The sequence below is a fragment of the Kribbella sp. NBC_00889 genome (assembly GCF_045207705.1).
Taxonomy (GTDB): Bacteria; Actinomycetota; Actinomycetes; order Propionibacteriales; family Kribbellaceae; genus Kribbella.
On sequence record NZ_CP108783.1, the window covers coordinates 3,589,644 to 3,613,148 of the forward strand.

The 23,505-nt window shown below is 68.3% G+C and carries 26 protein-coding genes; 11 read left to right on the plus strand and 15 right to left on the minus strand.

Annotated features, from left to right (window positions below; translation table 11 throughout):
* Nucleotides 1–27: 27 nt before the first annotated feature.
* Together OG817_RS17510 and OG817_RS17515 are read right to left on the minus strand one after the other, a co-directional pair.
* Nucleotides 28–765 carry a GAF and ANTAR domain-containing protein gene (locus OG817_RS17510; protein WP_406055934.1) on the minus strand — a complete coding sequence of 246 codons (738 nt, stop codon included), beginning with the start codon at nt 763–765 and terminating at the stop codon, nt 28–30.
* Nucleotides 762–1,607, minus strand: coding sequence for a GAF and ANTAR domain-containing protein (locus OG817_RS17515; RefSeq protein ID WP_406055936.1), 846 nt, complete (start codon nt 1,605–1,607; stop codon nt 762–764). Before OG817_RS17515 ends, OG817_RS17510 begins: the two co-directional genes overlap by 4 nt.
* 300 nt (nt 1,608–1,907) lie before the next feature.
* On the opposite strand from OG817_RS17515, the gene OG817_RS17520 reads away from it, so the two are divergent.
* The 4 genes from OG817_RS17520 (at nt 1,908) to OG817_RS17535 (ending at nt 3,806) form a co-directional block, all read left to right on the plus strand.
* Nucleotides 1,908–2,504 carry a sulfite oxidase-like oxidoreductase gene (locus OG817_RS17520; RefSeq protein ID WP_406055938.1) on the plus strand — a complete coding sequence of 199 codons (597 nt, stop codon included), beginning with the start codon at nt 1,908–1,910 and terminating at the stop codon, nt 2,502–2,504.
* Nucleotides 2,474–3,226 (plus strand): ferredoxin reductase, encoded by a 753-nt coding sequence (locus OG817_RS17525; RefSeq protein ID WP_406055940.1) that lies wholly within the window; start codon nt 2,474–2,476, stop codon nt 3,224–3,226. The genes OG817_RS17520 and OG817_RS17525 overlap by 31 nt, the downstream gene beginning before the upstream one ends.
* The gene (locus tag OG817_RS17530; protein ID WP_406055942.1) at nt 3,223–3,492 is read left to right on the plus strand and encodes a DUF6510 family protein; all 270 of its coding nucleotides are present in this window, start codon (nt 3,223–3,225) and stop codon (nt 3,490–3,492) included. Before OG817_RS17525 ends, OG817_RS17530 begins: the two co-directional genes overlap by 4 nt.
* A gap of 77 nt (nt 3,493–3,569) precedes the next feature.
* The gene (locus tag OG817_RS17535; RefSeq protein WP_396389974.1) at nt 3,570–3,806 is read left to right on the plus strand and encodes a hypothetical protein; all 237 of its coding nucleotides are present in this window, start codon (nt 3,570–3,572) and stop codon (nt 3,804–3,806) included.
* Between the two features lie 8 nt (nt 3,807–3,814).
* Here the strand turns inward: OG817_RS17535 and OG817_RS17540 are convergent, their stop codons facing one another.
* From OG817_RS17540 to OG817_RS17575, 8 genes are read right to left on the minus strand one after another with little or no spacing between them, the layout of a single operon-like run.
* The gene (locus OG817_RS17540; RefSeq protein ID WP_406055944.1) at nt 3,815–4,957 is read right to left on the minus strand and encodes an acyl-CoA dehydrogenase family protein; all 1,143 of its coding nucleotides are present in this window, start codon (nt 4,955–4,957) and stop codon (nt 3,815–3,817) included.
* Between the two features lie 13 nt (nt 4,958–4,970).
* Complete coding sequence (locus OG817_RS17545; RefSeq protein WP_406055946.1) at nt 4,971–6,092, minus strand: CaiB/BaiF CoA transferase family protein; 1,122 nt, start codon at nt 6,090–6,092, stop codon at nt 4,971–4,973.
* A gap of 34 nt (nt 6,093–6,126) precedes the next feature.
* Nucleotides 6,127–6,516, minus strand: coding sequence for a hypothetical protein (locus tag OG817_RS17550; RefSeq protein ID WP_360439459.1), 390 nt, complete (start codon nt 6,514–6,516; stop codon nt 6,127–6,129).
* Nucleotides 6,513–7,244, minus strand: a complete 732-nt coding sequence (locus OG817_RS17555) for an SDR family oxidoreductase (protein WP_406055948.1) — start codon at nt 7,242–7,244, stop codon at nt 6,513–6,515. The genes OG817_RS17550 and OG817_RS17555 overlap by 4 nt, the downstream gene beginning before the upstream one ends.
* A 15-nt stretch (nt 7,245–7,259) precedes the next feature.
* Nucleotides 7,260–8,168: an RNA polymerase sigma factor SigJ gene (gene sigJ, locus OG817_RS17560; RefSeq protein WP_406055950.1), complete on the minus strand. Its 909-nt coding sequence runs from the start codon at nt 8,166–8,168 to the stop codon at nt 7,260–7,262.
* A gap of 4 nt (nt 8,169–8,172) precedes the next feature.
* The gene (locus tag OG817_RS17565) at nt 8,173–8,736 is read right to left on the minus strand and encodes a DinB family protein (RefSeq protein WP_406055952.1); all 564 of its coding nucleotides are present in this window, start codon (nt 8,734–8,736) and stop codon (nt 8,173–8,175) included.
* 22 nt (nt 8,737–8,758) lie between these two features.
* Nucleotides 8,759–10,219 carry a cobyric acid synthase gene (locus OG817_RS17570; RefSeq protein ID WP_406055954.1) on the minus strand — a complete coding sequence of 487 codons (1,461 nt, stop codon included), beginning with the start codon at nt 10,217–10,219 and terminating at the stop codon, nt 8,759–8,761.
* A 60-nt stretch (nt 10,220–10,279) separates the two neighbouring features.
* Complete coding sequence (locus OG817_RS17575) at nt 10,280–11,863, minus strand: MFS transporter (protein WP_406055956.1); 1,584 nt, start codon at nt 11,861–11,863, stop codon at nt 10,280–10,282.
* A 137-nt stretch (nt 11,864–12,000) separates the two neighbouring features.
* Here OG817_RS17575 and OG817_RS17580 point away from each other — a divergent pair, with 137 nt between their 5' ends.
* The 5 genes from OG817_RS17580 (at nt 12,001) to OG817_RS17600 (ending at nt 16,569) form a co-directional block, all read left to right on the plus strand.
* Nucleotides 12,001–12,312 carry a GNAT family N-acetyltransferase gene (locus tag OG817_RS17580; protein ID WP_396389965.1) on the plus strand — a complete coding sequence of 104 codons (312 nt, stop codon included), beginning with the start codon at nt 12,001–12,003 and terminating at the stop codon, nt 12,310–12,312.
* Nucleotides 12,309–12,839, plus strand: a complete 531-nt coding sequence (locus OG817_RS17585; protein WP_396389964.1) for a YbaK/EbsC family protein — start codon at nt 12,309–12,311, stop codon at nt 12,837–12,839. The genes OG817_RS17580 and OG817_RS17585 overlap by 4 nt, the downstream gene beginning before the upstream one ends.
* 31 nt (nt 12,840–12,870) lie before the next feature.
* The gene (locus OG817_RS17590) at nt 12,871–14,421 is read left to right on the plus strand and encodes a LuxR C-terminal-related transcriptional regulator (RefSeq protein WP_406055959.1); all 1,551 of its coding nucleotides are present in this window, start codon (nt 12,871–12,873) and stop codon (nt 14,419–14,421) included.
* 109 nt (nt 14,422–14,530) lie between these two features.
* Entirely contained in the window at nt 14,531–15,625 is a 1,095-nt protein-coding gene (locus OG817_RS17595; protein ID WP_406055961.1) for a flavin-containing monooxygenase, read from the plus strand.
* Between the two features lie 122 nt (nt 15,626–15,747).
* A complete protein-coding gene (locus tag OG817_RS17600; protein WP_360440082.1) occupies nt 15,748–16,569 on the plus strand; it encodes a helix-turn-helix transcriptional regulator in 822 nt (273 codons plus the stop codon).
* 112 nt (nt 16,570–16,681) lie between these two features.
* Here the strand turns inward: OG817_RS17600 and OG817_RS17605 are convergent, their stop codons facing one another.
* Together OG817_RS17605 and OG817_RS17610 are read right to left on the minus strand one after the other, a co-directional pair.
* Nucleotides 16,682–17,113 (minus strand): organic hydroperoxide resistance protein, encoded by a 432-nt coding sequence (locus tag OG817_RS17605; protein ID WP_406055963.1) that lies wholly within the window; start codon nt 17,111–17,113, stop codon nt 16,682–16,684.
* A gap of 22 nt (nt 17,114–17,135) precedes the next feature.
* The gene (locus OG817_RS17610) at nt 17,136–18,089 is read right to left on the minus strand and encodes a zinc-binding alcohol dehydrogenase family protein (RefSeq protein ID WP_406055965.1); all 954 of its coding nucleotides are present in this window, start codon (nt 18,087–18,089) and stop codon (nt 17,136–17,138) included.
* A 78-nt stretch (nt 18,090–18,167) separates the two neighbouring features.
* Here OG817_RS17610 and OG817_RS17615 point away from each other — a divergent pair, with 78 nt between their 5' ends.
* Together OG817_RS17615 and OG817_RS17620 are read left to right on the plus strand one after the other, a co-directional pair.
* Entirely contained in the window at nt 18,168–18,818 is a 651-nt protein-coding gene (locus tag OG817_RS17615; RefSeq protein WP_406055967.1) for a TetR/AcrR family transcriptional regulator, read from the plus strand.
* Between the two features lie 305 nt (nt 18,819–19,123).
* Nucleotides 19,124–20,400, plus strand: a protein-coding gene (locus OG817_RS17620; RefSeq protein WP_406055969.1) for an IS3 family transposase whose coding sequence is annotated in 2 segments (ribosomal slippage) — nt 19,124–19,415 and nt 19,415–20,400 — 1,278 coding nt in all. Because the reading frame shifts where the segments join, the coding sequence is not laid out codon by codon here.
* A 273-nt stretch (nt 20,401–20,673) separates the two neighbouring features.
* On the opposite strand, the gene OG817_RS17625 is transcribed toward OG817_RS17620, so the two are convergent.
* The 3 genes from OG817_RS17625 to OG817_RS17635 all read right to left on the minus strand — a co-directional run bounded on the left by OG817_RS17625 (nt 20,674) and on the right by OG817_RS17635 (nt 23,431).
* Nucleotides 20,674–21,420, minus strand: a complete 747-nt coding sequence (locus OG817_RS17625) for a sulfite exporter TauE/SafE family protein (protein WP_406055971.1) — start codon at nt 21,418–21,420, stop codon at nt 20,674–20,676.
* A gap of 141 nt (nt 21,421–21,561) precedes the next feature.
* Nucleotides 21,562–22,725, minus strand: coding sequence for an SPFH domain-containing protein (locus tag OG817_RS17630; protein WP_406055973.1), 1,164 nt, complete (start codon nt 22,723–22,725; stop codon nt 21,562–21,564).
* 178 nt (nt 22,726–22,903) lie between these two features.
* On the minus strand, nt 22,904–23,431 hold the full coding sequence (locus OG817_RS17635) for an NfeD family protein (RefSeq protein WP_360439503.1): 528 nt from the start codon (nt 23,429–23,431) through the stop codon (nt 22,904–22,906).
* Nucleotides 23,432–23,505: the final 74 nt, after the last annotated feature.

Genomic DNA, 23,505 nt, shown 5'->3' on the forward strand with positions numbered 1-23,505 from the left:
GGCTCCCCGGCCGCTGCTGTGAGAGTCCTAGGCGGACGGTGACTCTTGCGCCGGTTCGACGATTCTCACCCGGCCCTCGACGACGTCGTTGGCGACATCGGTGAGGCGGCGATTGTGGGTCCGCGCATAGGACCGCATGATGGCGAACGCCTCGTCGACGCCGACCGAAAGGCTGTGGGTGAGGAACCCCTTGGCCTGCTCGATCAGGATACGACTGTTGAGCGCCGACTGGAGTTGCTCGGTGACGATCTCCTGGCGGGCCAGCGCGCGCTGGTGGATGATGCCGATGCTCGCGGCGTCGGCCAGTGCCTGCCCGAGCGCGAGCGTGTCGTCGTCGACCGGTCCGGCGGTAGCGCTGAACAGGTTGACCGCTCCGAGGACGGTACCGCGCAGCCGCATCGGCAACGCGTGCACAGCCAGATAGCCGCCGGCGAGAGCGGCAGCGCTGAAACGCGGCCATCTGTCGGCGGCCTCGCGCATGTCGCCGCACTGCACGGGTCGCCCCGTGGTGAACGCTTCCAAGCACGGCCCCTCGGAGTTCTGCAACTGGGTCAGCTCCACCAACCGCGCCTGCTCGGTGGAGGCCGCCACCAGGTTCAGCGCACCGTGGTGGTCGACGAGCAGAATGCCGCACGCAGACACCCCCAGCAGCTCGCTGCACCGCGTGGCGAGCCGATCCAGGAAGTCGATGATGTCGAAATCGTCGACGAGGGTGTCGGCCAGCTCGATGAACACTTCTCTCGCCCTGCGGTCAGACACGCTCATCTCTCATCCTCCTCTTCATTCTCAGCTTGCTCCGATTCCTGCTTGTCCGGATTGCGGGCGTCCGGCGGGTCCGGGTCCGTTTCCGGCCGATCGCCGCTCCCGTCGGCGGAGACGCCGTGCCGGTCGCCGTTCAGGTACAGGCGGCGGGCCATGACATCGGTGGCGACCAGGTGCAACGGCCTGCCGCTGCTGAACGCGTGGGCACGCAGAAGAGCCAGCGCATCGGTGACGCTGATGCGCTGCTGGGCCGCCACGAATCCAGCAGCCTGGTGCACCTCCGCACGGCGCGCGGTGAACGCCGCATCGATCACCTGATCCAAGTCTGCGCTCAGTCCATGACGATCGTCGAGCGCAAGGACGAAAACCGCGTCGGCGTACACCAAGGCGTCCAGAATCTCATCGCCGCCGAGGGGTCCGGGCTGCCGCCGGTAGACACTCAGGGCGCCGATCCTGGCGGCGCCCGCACCGATCGGGAACGCGAAGATGGCACGCACGCCGTGGCGGGCCGCGGCCGGCGCGAACGCCGGCCACCGATTGACCGCATCGAACCCGGACAGATCAGCCGCCAGGACCGGCGCGCCGCTCGCGATCGCGTCAGCACTGGGGCCTTGGCCGAGGGTGAACTGCAACTCCTCCAACTCACCGACGTCGGGCATGGTGGCCAGCAGAGGTTCGTAGGGTCCGGCATCTGGCGACATGGACAGCCCGGCGCCCAGGGCCGACAAGGCCTCGGCGCAGGCCAGTACGGCGTAGCGCAAGGAAGGCAATGCGCCGTCGATTCTCGCGGCGGCGTCGATCGCCTCCCACACTCTGGCACCGCGGTTCTGTTCCACCCGCTCCATCCAGACTCATGCCGCCGCCGGACGGATCCTTCACCCTAGCGGCCTTACTCGTCGTTCGGCTCGCCGTCCGTTGGCGACACGCTCGGTTCCGAGTCCGGGACCCGTTCCGGCTCCGGCTCTTTCGCTCGTTTCGGTGTAGCCGTCTTGTCGGCGACAACAGAGCGCAGACCGATCCATTCGCTCATCGATGCTCCATCCCACTCAGCCCGCGCAAAGCTGCCGGGGTCCGGGGCAGCACCTTGCCTGACAGTCTAGGCCGCAGCGTGGTTGACTGCCTTCAGAGAACTAGGGGAGGTCGCGATGGGGATTGTGTCGCCGGGATTCACCGGCCGCCGGCGGAGTGGATCGGAGCTTCCGCCCGGGCAGTACCTGACGCGGGACTTCCCGGTGCTGTCCGCCGGCCCGACCCCACAGATCCGCACGGAGCACTGGGAGTTCACCGTCACCACCGAGACAGGTGAGGCGACCAAGTGGGACTGGGCCGGGTTGCTGGCACTGCCGGCCGACGAGATCACCAAGGACATCCACTGCGTCACCCGGTGGTCGAAGCTGGAGACGAGCTGGAAGGGCGTCTCGCTCGACACACTGCTCGCAGATGTGGAGACCAGCGCCGACTACGCACTCGTGCACAGCTACGGCGGGTACACGACCAACGTGCCGATGGACGACCTGCTCGACGGTCGGGCCTGGATCGCCTACGAGTACGACGGCGAGCCGATCCACCCTGAGCACGGCGGCCCGGCCCGTCTGCTGGTGCCGCACCTGTACTTCTGGAAGAGCGCGAAGTGGGTCCGCGGCCTGGTGCTGTCCGACACCCAGGACCTCGGCTTCTGGGAGACCGCTGGTTACCACGAGTACGGAGACCCATGGAAAGAACAGCGCTACGCCGGCGACTGACCTGGCAGGTCGGCACCGTCACCGACGTACGGCGGGAGACGGCTACCGCCCGCACACTGGTGCTCGACGTACCGGACTGGCCGGGGCACCTCGCCGGGCAGCACCTGGACGTCCGCCTGACCGCGCCCGACGGGTATCGCGCCTCCCGGTCGTACTCGGTCGCCTCGGCGTGGACCGGTGGCACGATCGAGCTCACCGTCGAGCAGGTGCCCGAGGGTGAGGTCTCGCCGTACCTGGTCGATGTGCTGAAAGTGGGCGATCCACTGGAGATCCGCGGTCCGGTCGGCGGGTGGTTCGTCTGGAAGCCGGAGCAGGAAGGACCGGTCCAGCTCATCGGCGGCGGATCGGGGATCGTGCCGCTGCGCGCGATGCTGCGTGCCCATGCGGCCGCGGGCAGTACGACGCCGGTGCGCCTGCTCTACTCGGTACGACGGCCGGCTTCGGTGATCTACGTGGACGACCTGAAGGAATTGGCCGCGTCGGACGACGTCGACGTACGACTCGTCTACACGCGGGAGGCGCCGGCCGGAGAACCGCGCGTGGGGCGTATCGACGCCGACCTGATCGAGCGGCTCGCGTTCACGCCGGCGGACGGGCCGACGACGTACGTGTGTGGGCCGACGCCGTTCGTGGAGGCGGCGGCGGACCTGCTGGTCGCCGCCGGTCACGACCCGGCCCGCGTCAGAACCGAGCGTTTCGGACCGACTGGAGGCCCCCGATGACCACAGATGCCACCTATTTGGACGGCAATGCCGCCGCCGGAGCGCTGAGCGAAGTCTTCGCGAGGGATGTGACCGCCGCGATCACCCAGTGCAACGGGTGCGGACAGACCGGCGTGTTCGCGGAGTCGCACGTCTATGTGAACGCGCCCGGCCTGGTCGCTCGCTGTGCCGGCTGCGACGGCGTGCTACTGCGCGTCGTGACCACCCCGTCCGATGTCTATGTGGATCTCCGCGGCCTGACATACCTCAAGCTGCCCAATCCATAGCCTCAGGCGTAGTCTGAAGACGAGATTCGTCACACGCGGCCCCAGACCCCGGCCCTTTACCCTGCCTGGGAGGACCGGTGGCCAATGCAGATCACGGGGCCGACTATCTCGATCGCCTCGCGCGTTCCGAGCCTTTGGACGTATGGCAACATGAGGAACTGGCGGCCGCGCTGACCGTGGTCGACGACCTCCATGCCCAGCGGCCGCACACGGCAGGCACAGCCAGAGTCATCGACCTGAGGCTGGCGATCTACCGGAGCAGGCTGCGCTACGAGCTGTCCCAGCGGTTCGAGCTGGAGCAACCCGAGCCGTAGATCCCGCGCTAGACGCCCAGGCTGCGGCCCACGATCTCTTTCATGATCTCGGTGGTGCCGCCGTAGATCGTCTGGATCCGCGTGTCCAGGTAGGCCTTGGCGATCGGGTACTCGGTCATGAAGCCGTAGCCGCCGTGCAGTTGCAGACAGCGGTCGACGACCTTCTTCTGCAGCTCGGTGGTCCACCACTTGGCCATCGCGGCCTCGGCCACGGTGAGAGTGCCGGCGTTCAGCTCCTGGACACAGCGATCCACGAACACCCGGGCGATCTGCGTCTCCGTAGCGATCTCGGCGAGCACGAAGCGGCTGTTCTGGAACGAGCCGATCGGCCGGCCGAACGCCTTGCGCTCCTTCACGTAGCGCAGCGTGTCGTCGAGCAGGTTCTCGCAGGCGGCCGCCGCGACGACGGCGATGGTCAGCCGTTCCTGCGGCAGCTTCTCCATCAGGTAGACGAAGCCCTTGCCCTCCTCGCCGAGCAGGTTCTCCGCCGGGACCCGGACCTGGTCGAAGAACAGCTCCGCGGTGTCCTGCGCCTTCAGCCCGATCTTGTCCAGATTGCGGCCGCGCTCGAACCCGGGCATGCCGCGCTCGACCACCAGCAGCGAGACACCCTGCGCCCCTGCTGCCGGGTCGGTCTTGGCCACCACGATGACGAGGTCGGCCAGGATGCCGTTCGAGATGAACGTCTTCTGGCCGTTCAGCACGTAGTGATCGCCGTCGCGGCGCGCCGTGGTCTGGATGCCCTGCAGGTCGCTGCCGGCGCCCGGCTCGGTCATCGCGATCGCGGTGATCGTCTCCCCGGAACAGAACTTCGGCAGCCACCGCGCCTTCTGCTCCTCGGTGGCATAGTCCAGCAGGTACGCCGAATTGATGTCGGTGTGAATCGTGAAGCCGACACCACTCGCGCGTGCCCGGGTCAGTTCCTCGATCAGCACAGTGTTGAACCGGTAGTCCCGCACACCTCCACCGCCGTACTCCTCCGGCATCATGAAGCCGAGCAGGCCTGCCTGGCCGGCCGCGGACCATAGCTCGCGCGGGACGATGCCGGCCTCCTCCCAGCCGTCGTGCTGCGGCACGATCTCCTTGTCGCAGAACGCTCGCACGGTCTCCCGGAAGGCATCATGATCGGCGTCGAAGAGCTGACGTTCCATCGGGCGGTTCCTCTCAGTCCTGAACGGCGGCGCCGGTCTCCAGCAGCTCGTCGATGTCGGTGATGCCCCACTCGGCCAGTGCGTCGCGGGTGTGCTGTCCGGGCCGCGCGGGCGGTCGCCCGAGGCTGGTCGGCGTACCGGAGAAACGTGGTGCCGGGGCGGCCTGGCGGATTCCGTCGTGGTCCATGAAGGTGCCTCGGGCAACAAGATGCGGGTGGTCGGCGGCGAGTGGCAACACCGGCGCCACGCACGCGTCGGTGCCGTCGAAGACCTGCGCCCACTCGTCCTGGGTGCGTTGCAGGAAGGTCTCGGTCAGCACCTTGCGCAGCTCTGGCCAGTTCGCCGGGTCGTTGCGATCCGGTGCGCTGATCCCGAGTGTCGCGATCAGTTCGTCGTAGAACTGCGGCTCGATCGCGCCGACGGCGACGTGTTTGCCGTCCGCCGTCTCGTACACGTCGTAGAACGGGGCGCCGGTGTCGAGCAGGTTCGTCCCGCGGTCCTGCCGCCAGTTCCCGGCGGCCAGCGCACCGAGCAGCATCGTGGTCAGATGCGCGGAACCGTCGACGATCGCAGCGTCGACCACCTGACCCCGGCCGCTGCGCTGAGCTTCGTGCAACGCGGCGAGTAAGCCGACCACCAGGTAGAGCGCGCCGCCGGCGAAGTCACCGAGCAGGTTGGCCGGCACCTGCGGCGGTCCACCCGCGCGACCGATCAGATGCAGGGCGCCCGAGACCGCGAGGTAGTCGATGTCGTGGCCGGCGGTCTGCGCGAGTGGACCGTCCTGACCCCAGCCGGTCATCCGCCCGTAGACCAGCCTGGGATTGATCGCGTGACAGTCCTCCGGACCGACGCCGAGGCGCTCGGCGACGCCCGGCCGGAAGCCCTCGACGAGTACGTCGGCCTGCGCGGCCAAGCGTCGTACGATGTCGATCGCGGTCGGGTTCTTCAGGTCCAGGGCCACGTTGCGGCGACCGCGGTTCACCAGCTCGTACTCCGGCGGGCCGAACGCCAGTCCACCGCCGGGCCGGTCGATGCGGAGAACGTCAGCGCCGAGCTCGGCCAGCATCATGCACGCGAACGGCGCCGGTCCGATCCCGGCCAGCTCGACCACCTTGACGCCCTGCAGTGGACCCATGAGCGCTATTGTGACAGTTCTACTGTCACAGTCGTCAAGTCACTTTGCGAACCATCGCCAGCGCCGCGGCCGGAACCAGCACGCTCAGGGCCAGCACCACGCCGAGCGCGATCGACCACCCTGGCGACTCACCCTCGAGGTGACCGAGGTGGAAGACCAGGTGTGGCACCGCGCCGACGAGATACGCCACCAGCGCGACCACGCTGAGCACTCGGTCGAATCGCACCGCGGCCGCGATGAAGATCACCGCCAGGCCGAGCGTCGCGCCGCCGAAGTCGCGGAACAGGTGCTCGCTGTACGGCGGCGTCCAGTCCACCGTCGGCACGTCGTCGTAGAACGAGAACGGGAAGAACAGTAACCACAGACCGAGGACGAGTTGGTACGCCCCGAACACCACCAGCACCGACCGCACATAGCCCCTCATGCGAGGTACTCCGCGAACGTGACCCGACCGTACGGTGTCCCGTCGACCAGAGGTCCGGCGGTGGCGTAGGCGCGAAAGGTCTTTCCCGGGATCCGCAGTGGAACGGTCGGCCGGTGAGAACTCCTGGCTCGCTTCCACAGCCGGGCCAGGTCGGGGACCCGGCGGCGTTCAGGACCGCCGATGTCGGCGACACGCCCGTTGGCGGGTGCTGCCGTGACCAGCTCGACCAGCCGACCGGCAACGTCCTCGACGGCGATCGGCTGGAGGGTGACAGCGGGCGCGAGCAGCACGGGGAGGAACCGCTGCGCGCGGAAGATCTGGTCGATCAGGTCGTGGAACTGGGTCGCCCGCAAGATCGTGAACGGTACGCCGGACTCCTCGACGAGCCGCTCGACGGCGAGCTTGGTCCGGTAGTACGGCATCGGGATCCGGTCGACGGCGACGATCGACATCTGTACGACGTGCCCCGTACCGGCAACTCGGGCGGCGTCGAGCAGGTTGCGTGCCTGCCGCTCGTCCCGGCGGCCGAGGCTGGTGGCAAGGTTCACGATCACGTCGATGCCCTCGACCGCGGCAGCCAGACCCGCGCAGGTCGTCAGATCTCCGACGAAGCGATCTGGCCCGGGCTTCCGGCTGAAAATCCGGACCTGGTGTCCGGCCGCACGAAGCCGCCCGACGGTGGGCCGGCCGAGTGTCCCGGTGCCGCCAGTGACCAAGATGGAACTCATCTGGTGTCCTTTCTGTCACCAGCTCAGATCGGGTAGGCCGTCGATTCGTGACAGCTGGCGGGCCGCGAACGTGAGTTTGTCCGGGTTCATCACCAGGCGCAGGTCGGTGATGCCCTCGGCACCGAACTCGATGAAGCACACCGCGTGCACGCCGTTGGGGCCGAAGGCAACCAGTGCGGGACGGCCGTTCGCCTCGGCGAAGCCCGCCTCGATACCGCCGCCGAAGCGCTCGATCACGCCGATCAGGTAGCGCGCGACCCGCTCCTTGCCGACAAGCGCGTTCCGGGCCGCGATCACCTTGCCGCCGCCGTCCGCCCGCGACACGACGTCGCCTGCGAGCAACTTCTCCAGTTCCTCGATCTCACCCAGCCGGGCCGCGGCAAGGAACCGCTCGACCAGCTCGCGCCAGCCGGCCCGGTCGACAGGCTGGTCCCGCCGCGGCTCGGCGGCGATCCGTTTCGCCGCGCGGGAGGTCAGCTGCCGGGCGTTGATCTCGGTCGTTCCGATCAGCTCGGCCACCTCGCGATGGCTGTAACCGAACGCCTCCTTCAGCACATACGCCGCCCGCTCCGCCGGCGTCAGCCGCTCGAGCACCAGCAGCAGCGCGAACGACACCGACTCCCGCTCGGCCACGACGTCCAGCGGCCCGAGCTCGTCGAACTCCGCCCGCCCACTCAGCAACGGCTCCGGCAGCCACTCCCCCACATACGTCTCCCGGCGCGCTCGCGCGGAGGTGAGCTGCTTGATCGACAGGTTGGTGACCACTCGCGCGAGGTAGGCGTCCGGGTCGCGCACGGAATCCTGATCGGTGGCCTGCCAGCGCAGCCAGGCGTCCTGCAGGATCTCCTCGGCATCGGTCGCCGTACCCATCATCCGGTAGGCGATCCCGAACATCCGTCCGCGCAGGCGTTCGAAGTCATCCACCCGGTCAGTCTGTCAGGAAGGCCTCCGCCGCTCGCTGGATCTTCGCGTAGTACTCCGACCAGCCGGCCTCGTCCATATGGTCCGCGTCGGACCCGCCCTGGCCGTCGATCAGTTCACGCACGATGTCCGCATGACCGGCGTGGTGGGCCGTCTCGTCGACGACCCGGACAAGCAACGCGCCGAACGTCGTCCTGCGGCCGCCCTCGGGCCAGTGCGGGACCTCGGCCGGTGTGTCCAGGTCGAGCTCGTCGATGGACCGGTCGCTGTGGGCGCAGGCGTCGCGGTAGAGACCGGTGAGGTACTCCGTGCTCTCGGATGGCAGCGCCCACATGTCGCCACCGTCCCAGACAGTGCCGTCCTCCTCCCATGGCAGCGGCTTCGCCGGTGGTCGCCCGACGCTCGTGCCGAGGTAGACGTACTCGATCCCGATCAGGTGCTTGACCAGTCCGAGCAGGTTCGTCCCGGACGGCACCAGCGGGCGGCGGCGATCGTACTCACTCAGGCCGTCGAGCTTGGCCAGCATCACCGCACGGGTGCCTTGGAGGTACTTCTGCAGTTCGGCCTTCATGGACGGGACGCTAGTGCAGGCGTCAGACAGTTTCCGGCGCGCCCGGCGGAATGAACGGCACCGAGCCGGGGCCGTCAGCGATGAGCCTCAGCAGGGCGTCGGTGTCGACGTACTCGTCGATGGCGTCCGCGAGCCGATCGAGCCGCGCCTCACGGAGACCGGCGAACGAGACCGTGCGATCCGGTGCCGGCTTGCCGGTCAGCTGAGCCACCTCGGTCAGGAACGTGTGCCGGGCAGCGTCATCGTCGAGCAGCCCGTGCCAGATCGTCCCCCAGGTGTTCCCCACCCGGCAGCCACCCGGGAACGATGACGCCTCGCCCGTCACGGTCACCACGCCGTGATGGATCTCGTACGCCGTCGGCGCCGGGCGAGCCAGCACTTTCGCCCGCGAGAACTCCGTTGCTACCGGCAACAAGCCCAGGCCGGCGTGCACACCGCCACCCTCGACGCCGTGCGGATCGGTGATCTCGCCGCCCAACGCCTGGTAGCCGCCACAGATCCCGAGCACAGGCCGTCCCGCCGCAACGCGCGCGCTGACCGCATCGGCGAGACCGAGCGACCGCAGCCAGGCCAGGTCCGACACCGTTGCCCGAGACCCCGGCAACACGACGAGGTCCGCATCCCGTACCTCGGCCGGGCTGGTGGTGAAGAACACGCTGTTCGTCGGCTCGACCGCCAGCGCGTCGAGGTCGGTGAAGTTGCTGATCCGCGGGAACCGGATCACCGCCACCGTGAGCAGATCGGCCGAGGAGGTACGACGTACCGGGATGTCCAGCGCGTCCTCGGAGTCCAGCCACAGTTCGGGCAGCCACGGCAGGACGCCGTACGTCGGGCGGCCGGTCACGGACGTGAGCATGTCGATGCCCGGCTGGAGCAATGTCGCGTCGCCGCGGAACTTGTTCACGAGGAAGCCACTGACCAGCGCCTGGTCGGCCGCGTCCAGCAGCGCCACCGTGCCGAACATCGAGGCGAACACTCCCCCGCGATCGATGTCGCCGACAACAACCACGGGAGCCTTGCTGTGCTGCGCCAACCCCATGTTCACGTAGTCCGACCGGCGCAGATTGATCTCCGTCGGACTGCCTGCGCCCTCGCTGATCACCACGTCGTACCGCGAGGACAGATCGTCGTACGCCGCGAACGCGGCCTTGGCCAGCTCGGCCCGCTCGGTGAGGAAGCCGCGGGACGACAACTCGCCCCACGGCTCCCCCATCAGTACGACGTGACTGCGCTGGTCACTGCCCGGCTTGAGCAGCACCGGGTTCATCGCCGCCTCGGGCTCCGCGCCGGCCGCGACGGCCTGGATCCACTGGGCCCGCCCGATCTCGGTGCCGTCCGCGCAGACCATCGAGTTGTTCGACATGTTCTGCGCCTTGTACGGCGCCACCCGGACACCCTGCCGCGCCAGCCAACGGCACAACCCGGTCACCACGGTCGTCTTACCCGCGTCCGACGTCGTACCCGCGATCAGCAAAGAACCCACCGGCAGATCCTAGGCGTCACAAGAGCAAAGAAAGAAAGACGGTAGTTGGAGGACGGGATCCTAAGCGTCGTCGGACGGTCTCCCCTGCTCGGCCTCCGGCTTGACCGGGGTGATCCGGCGGCCCTGGGCGTCGGTGCTGGGCAGCCGCGGCCGCGGGCCCTGGAACCGGGTCCCCGCGCCACCCTCGCGGGCCGACAGCGGCTTCGCTATGTTCTCCAACGACCGGCCTTCCGCGTCGACCCCGAAGAACCAGGCGATCAGACCACCGATCAGCATCACGGCCGCGCCGACGATGTACCCGACGGTCAGCGGACCTCGCGCCGGGTTGTCGCCCTCACCGATCAGCGAGGCGAACAGGAACGGCGCGATCACACCACCGGTCAGCTGCGAGATCGCGAAGAAGAACGAGATCGCCTGACCGCGCAGCTCGATCGGGAAGATCTCGCTCACCGTCAGGTACGCCGACGACGCGCCGGCCGAGGCGAAGAAGAACACCACGCACCACAGCAGGGTCAGCGTGACCGCACTCAACGCGCCGGCGTTGAACAGCAGCGCGGTGATGAACAGCACCACGGCCGACACGGAGTACGTGCCGAGGATCATCTTGCGACGGCCGATGGTGTCGAAGAAGTGGCCGAGCAGCAGCGGACCGGCCAGGTTGCCGATCGCGAACGGGAAGAAGTAGAGCGCGATGCTGGAGTCGTTCAGGCCGAAGTACGCCTTCAGCACCAGCGCGTAGGTGAAGAAGATCGCGTTGTAGAGGAACGCCTGGGTGACCATCATCGAGAAGCCGAGGAAGGATCGGCTGCGGTAGTCGCGCAGCATCACGCGGGCGATCTCGCGGTACGTCACCGGCGGGTAGTCGATCACGTTGATCGCCTCGTCGTCGGTCACCTCGCGCAGCTCGCCGCCCTGCCGCCGGACAGTGTCCTCGATCTCGTCGACGGTCCGCTCGGCTTCCTCGACCCGGCCGTGCGTCATCAGCCAGCGCGGGCTCTCCGGGATGTGCCGGCGCAGGTAGATGATCATCAGACCCATCACCGGACCGATCAGGAAGCACAGCCGCCAGCCCCACTCGATCGGGATGATGTCCTCGTTCAGGAACACCAGACCGACCGCGGACCCGATCAGCGCTCCGGCCCAGTAGGTGCCGTTGATGCCGATGTCGACGCGACCGCGGAACTTCGACGGGATCAGCTCGTCGATCGCGGAGTTGATCGCGGCGTACTCACCGCCGATGCCCATACCGGCGATGAACCGGAAGAACAGCAGCGAGTAGATGTCCCACGACAGGCCGGCCAGACCGGACGCGACCAGGTAGACCATCAGCGTGATGATGAACAGGCTGCGGCGGCCCCACTTGTCGGTGAGCCGGCCGAAGACCAGCGCGCCGACCACCTCACCGGCCAGATAGATCGAGGCCATCAGACCGACCTCGGACGTGGTCAGGTGGAGCGTCTCCGGCTCCTTCAGCACGTTCCCGACCAGCGAGACCAGCTGGATCTCGAGGCCGTCCAGGATCCACGAGACGCCGAGTCCGACGACGATCATCCAGTGGAACTTGGTCCACGGCAGCCGGTCCATCCGGGCGGGTACGAGACTGGGTATCGCTCTGCCTTCTTCCAGTGCGTGCTCGCTGCTCATCCCTGCTCCTCCCGAGCCCGTGGTGCCATGGTGTGTCCGGCCGGACACATCCCCCGAGCCCGTACCCCAGGAGTCACGAAGTCCAAACCCACGGTCACGCGGCACCGCCGCCGAGTGCGCTGGTTACAGTGGCGGACATGGAGAACGAGATCAGCGTCGTCGACGCCAAGGAGCGCAGCCGGTACGAGGCACTCGACACCGACGGCAATCTGATGGGATTCGTCGACTACAAGCTGCACCCGGGCGTGATCAGCTTCCTGCACGCCGAGACGCTGCCCGAGTTCCGCGGCCGCGGCGTAGCCGGCCTGATCGCGTCGAAGTCCCTCGATGACGCCCGCGCCCTCGGGCTGCGGGTCAAGCCGGCCTGTCCGTTCTACAAGGACTACCTCGAGCAGCACACCGAGTACGCCGACCTGGTCCGCCGTCCCGGTGAGGAGGCAGCGCAGTGACCGCACCAGTACTGGGCAAGGTCGAGTGGCGACCAGCCGCGGAGGTGCCCGAACTCCTGGCGGCGCCCGTGCGCGACGCGCTCGGCGACCTCGCTGCCTACGCTGCCCCGATCGACCCGGGCCTGGCCGACACTGCCGCCTTCTGCGCGGAGTACGACGTACCGATGGACGCGTCGGCGAACTGCGTGATCGTGCACGGCAAGCGCGCCGGGGAGTCGACGTACGCCGCGGTGATGGTGCTGGCCACCGATCGAGCGGATGTGAACGGCGTGATCCGCAAGCATCTCGGCGTACGGAAGATCTCCTTCGCCGCTCAGGACGAAGCGGTCAGCTCGACCGGCATGGAGTACGGCGGGATCACCCCGATCGGACTGCCGGCCGAATGGCCGGTGCTGGTCGACGAAGGGGTCACCCGGGCCGGACTGGTCGTGATCGGCAGCGGGATCCGCGGGTCCAAGATCCTGCTGGACGGCGCCGACCTGGCCAAGTTGCCGGCAGCAACAGTGTTGGCGCTGGCACAGAGCTAGCTGTACTGACCCGGGGCGGTTGGGAGGTGCGATGGAACAGTACGACTGGCCGGCCGAGTACGCCGAGCTGACCGCCGCCGACCAGCGCAGCCCACTCCCACCGGCCGACCTCGACCGGCTGGCCGTCGCCGCCTTCGTCCTCGGCCACGACGACGAGGTCGCCGGCTACCGTGAGCGCGCGTTCGACGACCATCTCGCCCGCGGTGACGTCGACCGGGCGGTCCGCAGCGCGTTCTGGCTCGGCTTCCACCTGCAGAACCGTGGCGAGTTCGCCCGGGCCGCCGGGTGGCGTGCCCGGGTCGGGCGGATGATTCCGGCCGGGAACAACGAGCTGACCGGACTGTTCCTGCAGGCGGACGCGGCCACGCGGATGATGACCGGCGACCCCGTCACCGCACTCCCCCGGTTCGAACAGGCCCGCGAGCTCGCGGACGAACCGTCCGCGATCGCGTTGGCATCGCTCGGCCGCGGCCGATGTCTGGAGATGCTCGGTCGGCGGACCGAGGCCCTGACGGCGCTGGACGAGGCGATGGTGCACGTCACCGCCGGCCAGGTCGGCCCTGAGGTCGCTGGGATCGCCTACTGCGCCGTGATCGACCTGTGCATGCGGCTGTACGACGTACGCCGGGCGCAGGAGTGGACACACGCGCTCACCGGTTGGTGCGACCAGCAATCCGGCCTGGTGCCGTACCGCGGGGTGTGTCTGGTGCACCGGGCGCAGATCCTGCAACTGCGCGGGGCCTGGTCCGAGGCGGCGGGCGCCGCAGAGGATGCCTGCCGTCGGCTGGCCCCCGGCGCGGTCGGCTCTGCGTGGTACCAGCTGGCCGAGCTCGACCGCCAGCGTGGAAGGTATGCGGAGGCCGAGCAGGCGTATCAGCGAGCCGGCAGCGAGGGCGCAGAGGTACAGCCAGGTCTGGCCAGGCTGCGGGCCGCGCAGGGGAACCACGCGTCGGCGATCGCGGGACTCGAACGAGCACTGGCTGAGGACCCACTGGCTCCGACCCGTCCGGCGCTCCTCGCGGCGAGGGTTGACCTGGCAGTCGACTGTGGTGATCTCGAGGCGGCGCGGAAGGCCGCTGCCGAGCTGAACGAGTTCTCCCGCGTCGACTCGCCGTACCTGCAGGCATTGGCGGCGTACTGCGAAGGGGCGGTGCGCGTTGCGGGTGAGGACGCGCGAGGGGCGATGCCGTTGTTGCGGCGGGCATGGATGTTGTGGCAGCAGCTGGAGATGCCGTACGAGGCGGCGCGGACCCGGGTGCTGGTCGGGCGGGCGTGTGGAGCGCTCGGCGATGGTGATGCGGAGCAGATGGAGCTCGACAGCGCCCGGGCAGCGTTCGAGCAGCTCGGGGCGCTGGCTGACCTGGCGGCACTCGAGCACACCGATCAGACCGGCGGGTTGAGCCCACGGGAGCTGGAGGTACTGCGCTTGCTGGCCACGGGCATCACCAACCGGGCGGTCGGTGAGCAGCTGTTCCTCAGCGAGCGGACCGTCGCCCGCCACGTGAGCAACATCTTCGGCAAGCTCGGCGTCTCCAGCCGGGCCGCGGCCACGGCGTACGCCTATGAGAAGGGCCTGGTCTGACTGGGTAGAAATGACCAGTCCGCCACGCCCTGCTTGGCGTGGTCGGTCGATGTGGCGGCACGGTCCGCAGTCCTACGTTGAGCCGAACGAACGGCACAAGGGGGCTGGGATGAACAGGTTCGGGACTGTGGTGATCGGCGGCGGACAAGCCGGTCTGGTGATGGGGTACCACCTACGGCGGCTTGGTGAGGACTTCGTGATCCTCGAAGGGCATCCGCGGATCGGTGACTCGTGGCGGCGACGGTACGACTCGCTGAGGCTGTTCAGTCCGCCGCGCTACGCGAGTCTGCCGGGTCTGCCGATCCCGGTGGACGACTGCCCGACGCGGGACGAGATGGGCGACTACCTGGAGCGGTACGCCGCCCACTTCGAGCTGCCCGTACGGACCGGCGTACGAGTGACGCGGGTGTCGCGCGACGCCGAGGGCTTCCGGGTGGAGACCGACGAGGATGAGTACCTGGCCGACCGGGTGATCGTGGCCGGCGGATCGCACACGGTGCCGCAGCGGCCGCCGTTCGCGAGTGAACTCGACCCGGCGATCCGGCAGCTGCACTCGCTCGAGTACCGCAACCCGGAACAGCTTGCCGACGGCACCGTCCTGGTGGTCGGCGCCGCGAACTCCGGCACCGACATCGCGTTGGAGGCCGCCAAGACCCACCGCACATTGCTCGCCGGGCGGCATCCGGGGCAGGTTCCGGTCGACATCGACTCGGGGCGCGGCCGGATGATCCTGCCGATCGTGATGTTCGTGTTCCGGCACGTCCTCACCCGTCGTACGCCGATGGGCCGCAAGGCGCTGGCCGAGCAGGAAGGGCACGGAGTCATGCTGGTCCGCAACAAGCTCGCGGATCTCGACGCGGCCGGAGTGGTCGCGACGAGCCGGATCGAGAGCGTGCGCGACGGGCAGCCGGTGACCGCCGAGGGCGACGTACTGTCCGATGTCGGGACCGTGGTGTGGTGCACCGGGTCGGGTCCGGACCACAGCTTCCTCGACCTGCCCGTCTTCGGCGACGGCCGGGTGCGGCACGAGCGCGGCGTCGCGACCGGCGAGCCCGGCCTGATGTTCCTCGGGCTCGAGTTCCAGTTCGCTGTCGCGTCAGGGACTATCCAGGGGCTGGACCGGGATGCCCGTTATCTGCTACGGCAGCTGCGCCAAAACACCCTCCGGGGTGCCAGTCGGCCCGTTACCGTGGACAGGCGGTAGCATCGCGGGCTGAAATGGGTGAGTGGACGGGTGCCGGGTTCCCCTCGCAACCCCGGAGCGAGGGCGTGGGTGAGTCAGTGACAGTGGCTGGTGGCGAGGGCGGTCCGACCGCCCTCCGGATCATGCTGGGCGGACAACTGCGGCGGATGCGGGAGTCTGCCGGGATCAGTCGCGCCGACGCGGGCTGGCAGATCCGTGCCTCGGAGTCCAAGGTCAGCCGGATGGAACTCGGGCGCGTCGGGTTCAAGGAGCGCGACGTCAACGACCTGCTCGGGCTCTACGGGATGGACGACGAGGAGGAACGCAACCGGCTGATGGAGCTGGCCCGGGCCGCGAACAACCCCGGCTGGTGGTCCCGGTACGGCGACGTGATGCCGAGCTGGTTCAACAACTACGTCGGGCTCGAGGTCGCGGCGACGCTGATCCGGACCTACGAGGTGATGTTCGTCCCAGGGTTGCTGCAGACCGAGGAGTACGCGCGGGCCGTCGTCCAGCTCGGCAAGTCGTTCCTGCCCGGCGAGGAGGTCGAGCAGCGGGTCTCGCTGCGGGTGACCCGGCAGCAGATCCTGACCCGGCTGAATCCGGCCCGGCTGTGGGTGGTCATCGACGAGTCGGTGCTGCACCGGCCGGTCGGCGGCGAGGCGATCCTGCGGGCCCAGATCGAGCACCTGATCATGTGGGCGCAGCAGCCCAACATCACCTTGCAGATCATGCCGTTCAGCAGTGTCGGGTATCCCGGCACCGGCGGCGCGTTCAGCCTGCTGCGGTTCCCCGACGGCGACCTGCCGGACATCGTCTACATCGAGCACGCGGCCAGCGCGCTCTACCTGGACAAGCTCGAAGAGGTCGACGAGTACGTCGCGATCATGGAGGCCCTCACAATCGCGGCGGCGCCGGTCTCGGCGACCGAGGGCCTCCTGAAGGAAGCCCTCGCCCGCCTCTGACACCCCCACCCCCACCCCCACCCCCACCCCCACGTCTCAGGTCGACTTTGGGCACCGTTCGACCACTCAGAGGGCCGAGATGTGGTTGGTGGGTGCACAAAGTGCTCGGGGTTCAGGCGACCTTGAGGTCGACCTTGATGTTGCCGCGGGTGGCGTTGGAGTACGGGCACACCTCGTGCGCCTTGGCGACCAGTTCCTGGGCGACGGCACGGTCGACGCCGGGCAGGCTCACCTCGAGCTCCACCTCCAGGCCGTAGCCGGCGCCGCCGTTGATCGGGCCGATGCCGACCGCCGCGGTCACGGTCGAGCCGTCGGCGTCTTGGCGAGCCTTGCGCGCGACCAGCTTCAGCGCGCTGTGGAAGCAGGCCGCGTAGCCGGCCGCGAACAGCTGCTCCGGGTTGGTTCCGTTGCCATTGCCACCCATCTCGACGGGCGGGGCGACGACGACTTCGAGCTTGCCGTCGTTGGTGGCCACCTTGCCGTCGCGGCCGCCCTGGGCGGTCGCGCGCGCGGTGTACAGAACCTTCTCGACTGCGATGGTCATATCTGTCGTTCTCCTGGTTCGTTCAGCGAGTGGGGTCGAGCACGAGCTTGCCGACGGTCCGGCGGGCTCGCATGTCTTCATGGGCGGTTGCGACGTCGGACAGCGCGTAGTCGCCGCCGACGATCGAGGTGAGCTTGCCGCTGGCGGTCAGGTCGAACAGCTCGGCCAATGGACCGCCGACAGCGGCGGGATCACGCAGGCAGTTGACCAGCCAGAAACCGGCGATCGTCTTCGAGCCCTTCATCAGCCGGCCCGGGTCGATCGCCGCGGCGGCCTGCCGGGACGCGGCACCGAAGGTCACCAGCCGGCCGAACGGCGCCAGCGCCGCGAACGACTCGTCGAACGTCGGCCCGCCGACCATCTCCAGCACGATGTCGACCGGCTTGCCGCCGTTCGCCTCGATGATCCGGTCCTTCAGGCCTTCCGGCGTACCGTCGATGGCGGCGTCCGCACCGAGCTCGAGAGTCTGGTTCCGCTTCTCCACCGAGGACGCGGTCGCGATCACGCGACCGGCGCCCCACAGCTTCGCGAGCTGCACGGCCAGCGAGCCGACACCGCCGGCACCGGCGTGCACCAGCACGGATTCGCCGGGCGCCAGGTGGGTCATGGTCTTCAGTAGATGCCAGGCTGTGGTCCCCTGGACCACGAGTGCGAGCGCCGCTCCGTCACTGACGCCTTCGGGTACGTCGAACGCCACCGCAGCCTGGGCGACCGCCTTCTCGGCGTATCCGCCTGAGCCGACCAGCGCGACCACCCGGCGACCGTCAGGCGTGTGTCCGACCACCTCACCACCCGGGGTCAGCGGCAGCTGCGCCCTGGTCAGGTAGCTGTTCTCGACCTGATGCGTGTCGGCGTAGTTGATCCCCGCACGGTCCACCGTGATCAGGAGCTGCCCGTCGCCGGCCACCGGGTCCGCGACGTCGCTGACCTTCAGCACCTCAGGTCCGCCGAACTCGGCGATCTGTACCGCTCGCACGTTCTCCCTGCCTTCCGTCGTCCGCTCGATACGCTGTACTATACACTGTACGTTAACTGCTTCCAAGGAGGGATCGAGATGGGCCGGACACCGCGCAACACCCTCAGCTCCGAGCTGATCGTCCGGACCGCACTCGAGCTGATGGAGTCCAAGGGCACCGACGCGTTCAGCCTGCGCGGCGTGGCCGCCGAGCTCGGGGTCGGCCCGATGGCGCTCTACACCTACTTCCGCAACAAGGACGACCTGTACGACGCTGTCCGCGACCATCTGATGGGCCTGCTGCCCGCCGTACCGCAGGACGTGTCGTGGCCGGATCAGGTCCGGGCGGTGTGCCGGGGGCTGCGGCTGCTGATGCTCCAGCATCCTTGCCTGGCGCAACTACTCGCGAGCCGGCCGTTGGCCGGGCACGAGACGGCCCGGGTGGCCGAGGGTCTGCTCGGAGTACTACGTGCCGCCGGGTTCGATCCGGAGACGGCCGCGCGGACTCACACCACCCTGTTCACCTATGTGCTCGGGGCAACGTCGTGGGAGATCCAGATGGCCACCGAGCGCCGAGATCCGGAGGCGTGGCGGCGGCTGCGGACGACGATGGAGTCACTGTCGGCGCGCGACTTCCCGACGGTCGTCGAGCTGGCGCCGGAGCTGGCCCGGACAACGGGCGGCGACGACCAGTTCGACTACGGCCTGGACCTCCTCCTCCAAGGCCTCCAATCCCCCACCCACCCCTAGCTCCCCCGCCCCACCCCATCCCCGCCCCACCTGATCCCCGTCTGGTGGGCTCACCCACCGGCGCGTGGGTTCGCACACCGCACGCGCCTGGCCAACCCACCATCCGATGGGCTAACCCACTAGCCAGCACATCAGTACCCCGTACTTCCCCTGCACCGACCCCATCTCATGGGCTGACCCACCGGCGCGTGGGTTCGCACACCGCACGCGCCTGGCCAACCCACCATCCGATGGGCTAACCCACTAGCCAGCACTGAATCGCCCCGGGTCTGATGGAGGCTCTCAATCCATGGAGGATGAGAGTTATGGCAGCACCGAGGAAGTATGGCGACGAGCTGCGTGAGCGGGCCACGCGGATGGCGGTGGACGCGCGCAAGGACCCGGCGACGAGGTCGGGTGCGATTCCGCGGATCGCGGAGCAGCTCGGTGTGCACCGCGAGACGTTGCGGGGTTGGGTCCGGCAGGCTGAGATCGACGAGGGGACAGTGACGGGGACTACCACCAGCGATGCCGAGCGGGTCGCGCAGTTGGAGCGGGAGAACCGCGAGCTTCGGCGGGCCAACGAGATCCTCAAGACAGCGTCGGCTTTCTTCGCGGCGGCGGAGCTCGACCGCAAGGTGAAGTAACCGAGGTGCCGACGGCGGTGCTGGTCGACTACATCGACCAGTACCGCGACCGGTTCGGGGTCGAGCCGATCTGTAAGGTCCTGGCCGCTGCCGGGATCAAGATTGCCCCGAGCACCTACTACGCCGCCAAGAGCAGGCCGCCATCGGCCCGGGCGGTCAGAGACGCCGAACTGGTCCCGGCGATCCGCCAGCTGCACAAGGACAACCTCGAGGTCTACGGCGCGCGCAAGATCCATGCCGAGCTGAATCGGGGCGGCATCAACGTTGCCCGGTGCACCGTGGAACGGCTGATGCGCGCCGAGGGCCTGCGAGGCATCAGGCGTGAGAAGACCCGCAGGACGACCCAGACCGAAGGTGCTCAGACACCACGTCCGGCCGACCTAGTGCAGCGGCATTTCGTCGCCGACGCACCCAACCAGCTGTGGGTGGCGGACCTGACCTATATCCGCACCCACTCCGGCTGGGTCTACGCCGCGTTCGTCCTCGACGTGTTTTCCCGCTTGGTCGTGGGCTGGCAGGTCTCGACCAGCCTGCGCACCGACCTGGCCCTGGACGCCCTCGACATGGGGCTGTGGGCACGGCAGCGGGCCGGCCACGATCTCACCGGGCTGATTCATCACAGCGACCGCGGGGTCCAATACCGAGCTGTCCGCTACACCGAGCGGCTCGCCGAGGCCGACGCCGTCGCGTCCGTCGGCAGCCGCGGCGACTCCTACGACAACGCGATGGCCGAGGCATTCAACTCGCTGTTCAAAGCAGAGCTGATCCGCAACCCCGCCACCCGGCCCAACACGGGCTGGAAGTCCATCAACGACGTCGAGATCGCCGTCGCCGAATACGTCGACTGGTTCAACCACCGACGCCTACACGGCGAGATCGGGCACGTCCCACCCGCCGAGTTCGAAGCCAACCACTACAGTGAAATCCCCGTCCTCACCGAGGCCGGAACCAAGTAATCGGGTCTCCACGAAACCCGGGGCGATTCATACTTCCCCTGCACCGACCCCATCTCATGGGCTGACCCACCGGCCCGTGGGTTCGCACACCGCACGCGCCTGGCCAACCCACCATCCGATGGGCTAACCCACCAGCCAGCACATCAGTACCCCGTACTTCCCCTGCACCGACCCCATCTCATGGGCTCACCCACCGGCCCGTGGGTTCGCACACCGCACGCGCCTGGCCAACCCACTGCCTGGTGGGTGAGCCCACCAGACGGGGGCGGCGGGTCAGAAGACCATTGTGATGATGGCGAGGATGCCGATGCAGACGATCAGCACGCGCAGCGCGATCGGGGGGAGCTTGCGGCCGTAGCGGGCGCCGAGGAAGCCACCGATCGTCGAACCGGCCGCGATCAGGCCGGCGGCCAGCCAGTCGACGTCGGCGACGATGATGAACAGAACCGCGGCGACCGTGTTGACGACGGTGGCGAGGACGTTCTTGAGGCCGTTCATCCGCTGCAGGTTCGAGTCCAGGCCGAGGCCGAGGATCGCCATCAGCAGCACGCCTTGCGCAGCACCGAAGTACCCGCCGTAGATGCCGGTGGCAAAGACCGCGGGGATCACCCACCAGGCACCGCGATGGGCGTGCGACGGCACGCTGATCCACTTCGACAACCAGGGCTGGAAGGCGACCAGCAGACAGCCGAGCAGGATCAGCACCGGGACGACGGCATGGAACGCGGAGTCGGGCAGGGTGAGTAGCAGCACTCCCCCGACGAGGCCGCCGAGCAGCGAAACCGGGATCAGCCGGATCATCCGGCCGCGCTGGCCTTCCAGTTCACGCCGGTAGCCGATCGCACCGGCCGCCGTACCGGGAGAAAGACCGACGGTGTTGCTGACGTTCGCCAGCACCGGCGGGATCCCCACGGCCAGCAGGGCGGGAAACGTCAGCAGCGTACCCGACCCCACCACAGCGTTGATCGTGCCCGCGCCCATCCCCGCCACCAAGACGAACAGCGCCTCGAACCATGTCATCGCTGCCAGACTTTACGCACGTGATCGGCGGTCGTGCTCATCGGTCCGTCCGTTGAGCAGTCAGGCTTCGATCGTTCCAGCGCCGACGTGAGGACAGGGCCTCCCCGGACGTACCGGGAAGGCCCTGTCGACGGTTACTGCTCAGCGATCCTGCGGCGGCTCGGCAGCCGGCGGAGCCGAGGGGTCGGAGTTCGGCGACACCGGCGGCACCGTCGGCGGGGTCTGCTGACTGCGGGTGCTGACAGCGGCCTTCTGCGCGGCCGCGATCGCCTCCGCAACGGCGTTGTCGGCCTCGACCACCGCGGCGTCCGGGACGTCCGCGGAGACGCCCGCGAGCTCCGGTGCGTGGCCGTTCTCGAGCTCCGGCGCCTGCCAGGATCCCTCGGCCTTCTGAGTGATGCCGGCCACCTGGCCGACCGCACTGCCGAGACCCTTGAGCGCGTCGCCGATCTCGCTCGGCACGATCCACAGCTTGTTCGCGTCGCCCTGGGCGATCGACGGCAGCATCTGCAGGTACTGGTACGCGAGCAGACCCTGGTCCGGCTTACCGGCGTGGATCGCGTTGAACACCGTGGTGATGGCCTGCGCCTCACCCTGTGCCTTCAGGATCCGGGCCTCCCGCTCGGCCTGCGCACGCAGGATCCGGGACTCCCGGTCACCCTGGGCGGTGAGGATCGCGGACTGCTTCTGGCCTTCGGCCGACAGAACGGCCGACTGCCGCATACCTTCGGCGGTCAGAATCGCGGCGCGCTTGTCGCGGTCGGCGCGCATCTGCTTCTCCATCGAGTCCTGGATCGACGGCGGCGGGTCGATCGAGCGCAGTTCGACCCGGTTGACCCGGATGCCCCACTTGCCGGTCGCCTCGTCCAGCACGTAGCGGAGCTTCTCGTTGATCTCCTCACGGCTGGTCAGCGTCTGCTCCAGGTCCATGCCACCGATGATGTTTCGCAGCGTCGTCATGGTCAGCTGCTCGATCGCCTGGATGTAGTTCGAGATCTCGTACGTCGCCCGGACCGGGTCGTTCACCTGGAAGTAGATGACGGAGTCGATCGACACCATCAGGTTGTCCTCGGTGATGACCCCTTGGGGCGGGAACGCGACCACTTGTTCGCGCATGTCGATGGTGTAGCGAACCTTGTCGACGAACGGCGTCAACAGGTTCAGGCCAGGCTGCAAACCCGTCTTGAACTTGCCGAACCGCTCGACGATCCCGACGGTCTGCTGCTGCACCACCCGGACGGACTTGACCAATGTGACGATCACCAGCAAGGCGACCACCGCAAGCACTATGAGGAACGCGGTCACTAGACCCTCCACTCGACAGAACCCTCAGGACGGACAGTCTTTCCTATCGACGGGCCACCAGGCGTTCCGGTTCCCGGCGAGTCGGAGGCCTGATCCCTCAGGGATCGCTGCCGTCCCTCGATTCCGACAGTACTGCGCGTAGGGGCCGACTCAACCGGCCGACCGCGTCGGTTGTGTGTCAGTTCTGGGGCGGGTCGGCCGGATCGGGGTTCGGCGTCGAGTCCGGCGTGTTCAGCTCGTGGTGCAGCGGGTCGCCGACCGGGTAGACGACGGCCGTCGCGCCGTCGATCGCCATCACCTCGACCCGCTGACCCGGCTCGATCGTCGACACCTCGTCGTACGGGCGGGCGGTCCAGAGCTCACCGTTCAGCCGGATCGAGCCGCCGCCGTCGGGATGTATCTCCTTGACCACGGTCCCCATCCGGCCGATGACGTGCGCCGATCCGGTCTTGAGCTCGCCACCGTGGTGCATCTTGCGGACCAGCAGAGGACGGATCGCGGCGAGCATCGCGCCGGCCGTGATGAGTCCGACGACGATCTGCAGCCAGAGCAGTCCTGGGAGGAAGGCTGCCACCCCGGCGGCCGTGAGTGCACCGGCAGCCAGCATGAGCAGGGTGAAGTCGAGCGAAGCGAGCTCGGCCAGACCGAGGACGGCGGCGATCGTCAGCCAAGCCGCCCACACGTTGTCCCGCAGCCAATCCATCATTTGCCAAGCCTATCCACGTTCCGGTCCCCACACAGGCTCTTGGACGTGCCTGGCCCGTCACAGGATCCGTCACC

Bases quoted from the DNA above. Each gene is read 5' to 3' on its own strand.
- OG817_RS17590 (WP_406055959.1), top strand. From the start codon at position 12,871: ATGGAACAGTACGACTGGCCGGCCGAGTACGCCGAGCTGACCGCCGCC.
- OG817_RS17555 (WP_406055948.1), bottom strand. From the start codon at position 7,244: ATGAGTTCCATCTTGGTCACTGGCGGCACCGGGACACTCGGCCGGCCC.
- OG817_RS17580 (WP_396389965.1), top strand. From the start codon at position 12,001: ATGGAGAACGAGATCAGCGTCGTCGACGCCAAGGAGCGCAGCCGGTAC.
- OG817_RS17565 (WP_406055952.1), bottom strand. From the start codon at position 8,736: ATGAAGGCCGAACTGCAGAAGTACCTCCAAGGCACCCGTGCGGTGATG.
- OG817_RS17550 (WP_360439459.1), bottom strand. From the start codon at position 6,516: ATGAGGGGCTATGTGCGGTCGGTGCTGGTGGTGTTCGGGGCGTACCAA.
- OG817_RS17605 (WP_406055963.1), bottom strand. From the start codon at position 17,113: ATGACCATCGCAGTCGAGAAGGTTCTGTACACCGCGCGCGCGACCGCC.
- OG817_RS17615 (WP_406055967.1), top strand. From the start codon at position 18,168: ATGGGCCGGACACCGCGCAACACCCTCAGCTCCGAGCTGATCGTCCGG.
- OG817_RS17520 (WP_406055938.1), top strand. From the start codon at position 1,908: ATGGGGATTGTGTCGCCGGGATTCACCGGCCGCCGGCGGAGTGGATCG.
- OG817_RS17515 (WP_406055936.1), bottom strand. From the start codon at position 1,607: ATGGAGCGGGTGGAACAGAACCGCGGTGCCAGAGTGTGGGAGGCGATC.
- OG817_RS17530 (WP_406055942.1), top strand. From the start codon at position 3,223: ATGACCACAGATGCCACCTATTTGGACGGCAATGCCGCCGCCGGAGCG.
- OG817_RS17600 (WP_360440082.1), top strand. From the start codon at position 15,748: ATGCTGGGCGGACAACTGCGGCGGATGCGGGAGTCTGCCGGGATCAGT.
- OG817_RS17595 (WP_406055961.1), top strand. From the start codon at position 14,531: ATGAACAGGTTCGGGACTGTGGTGATCGGCGGCGGACAAGCCGGTCTG.
- OG817_RS17510 (WP_406055934.1), bottom strand. From the start codon at position 765: ATGAGCGTGTCTGACCGCAGGGCGAGAGAAGTGTTCATCGAGCTGGCC.
- OG817_RS17575 (WP_406055956.1), bottom strand. From the start codon at position 11,863: ATGAGCAGCGAGCACGCACTGGAAGAAGGCAGAGCGATACCCAGTCTC.
- OG817_RS17625 (WP_406055971.1), bottom strand. From the start codon at position 21,420: ATGACATGGTTCGAGGCGCTGTTCGTCTTGGTGGCGGGGATGGGCGCG.
- OG817_RS17525 (WP_406055940.1), top strand. From the start codon at position 2,474: ATGGAAAGAACAGCGCTACGCCGGCGACTGACCTGGCAGGTCGGCACC.
- OG817_RS17635 (WP_360439503.1), bottom strand. From the start codon at position 23,431: ATGATGGATTGGCTGCGGGACAACGTGTGGGCGGCTTGGCTGACGATC.
- OG817_RS17540 (WP_406055944.1), bottom strand. From the start codon at position 4,957: ATGGAACGTCAGCTCTTCGACGCCGATCATGATGCCTTCCGGGAGACC.
- OG817_RS17545 (WP_406055946.1), bottom strand. From the start codon at position 6,092: ATGGGTCCACTGCAGGGCGTCAAGGTGGTCGAGCTGGCCGGGATCGGA.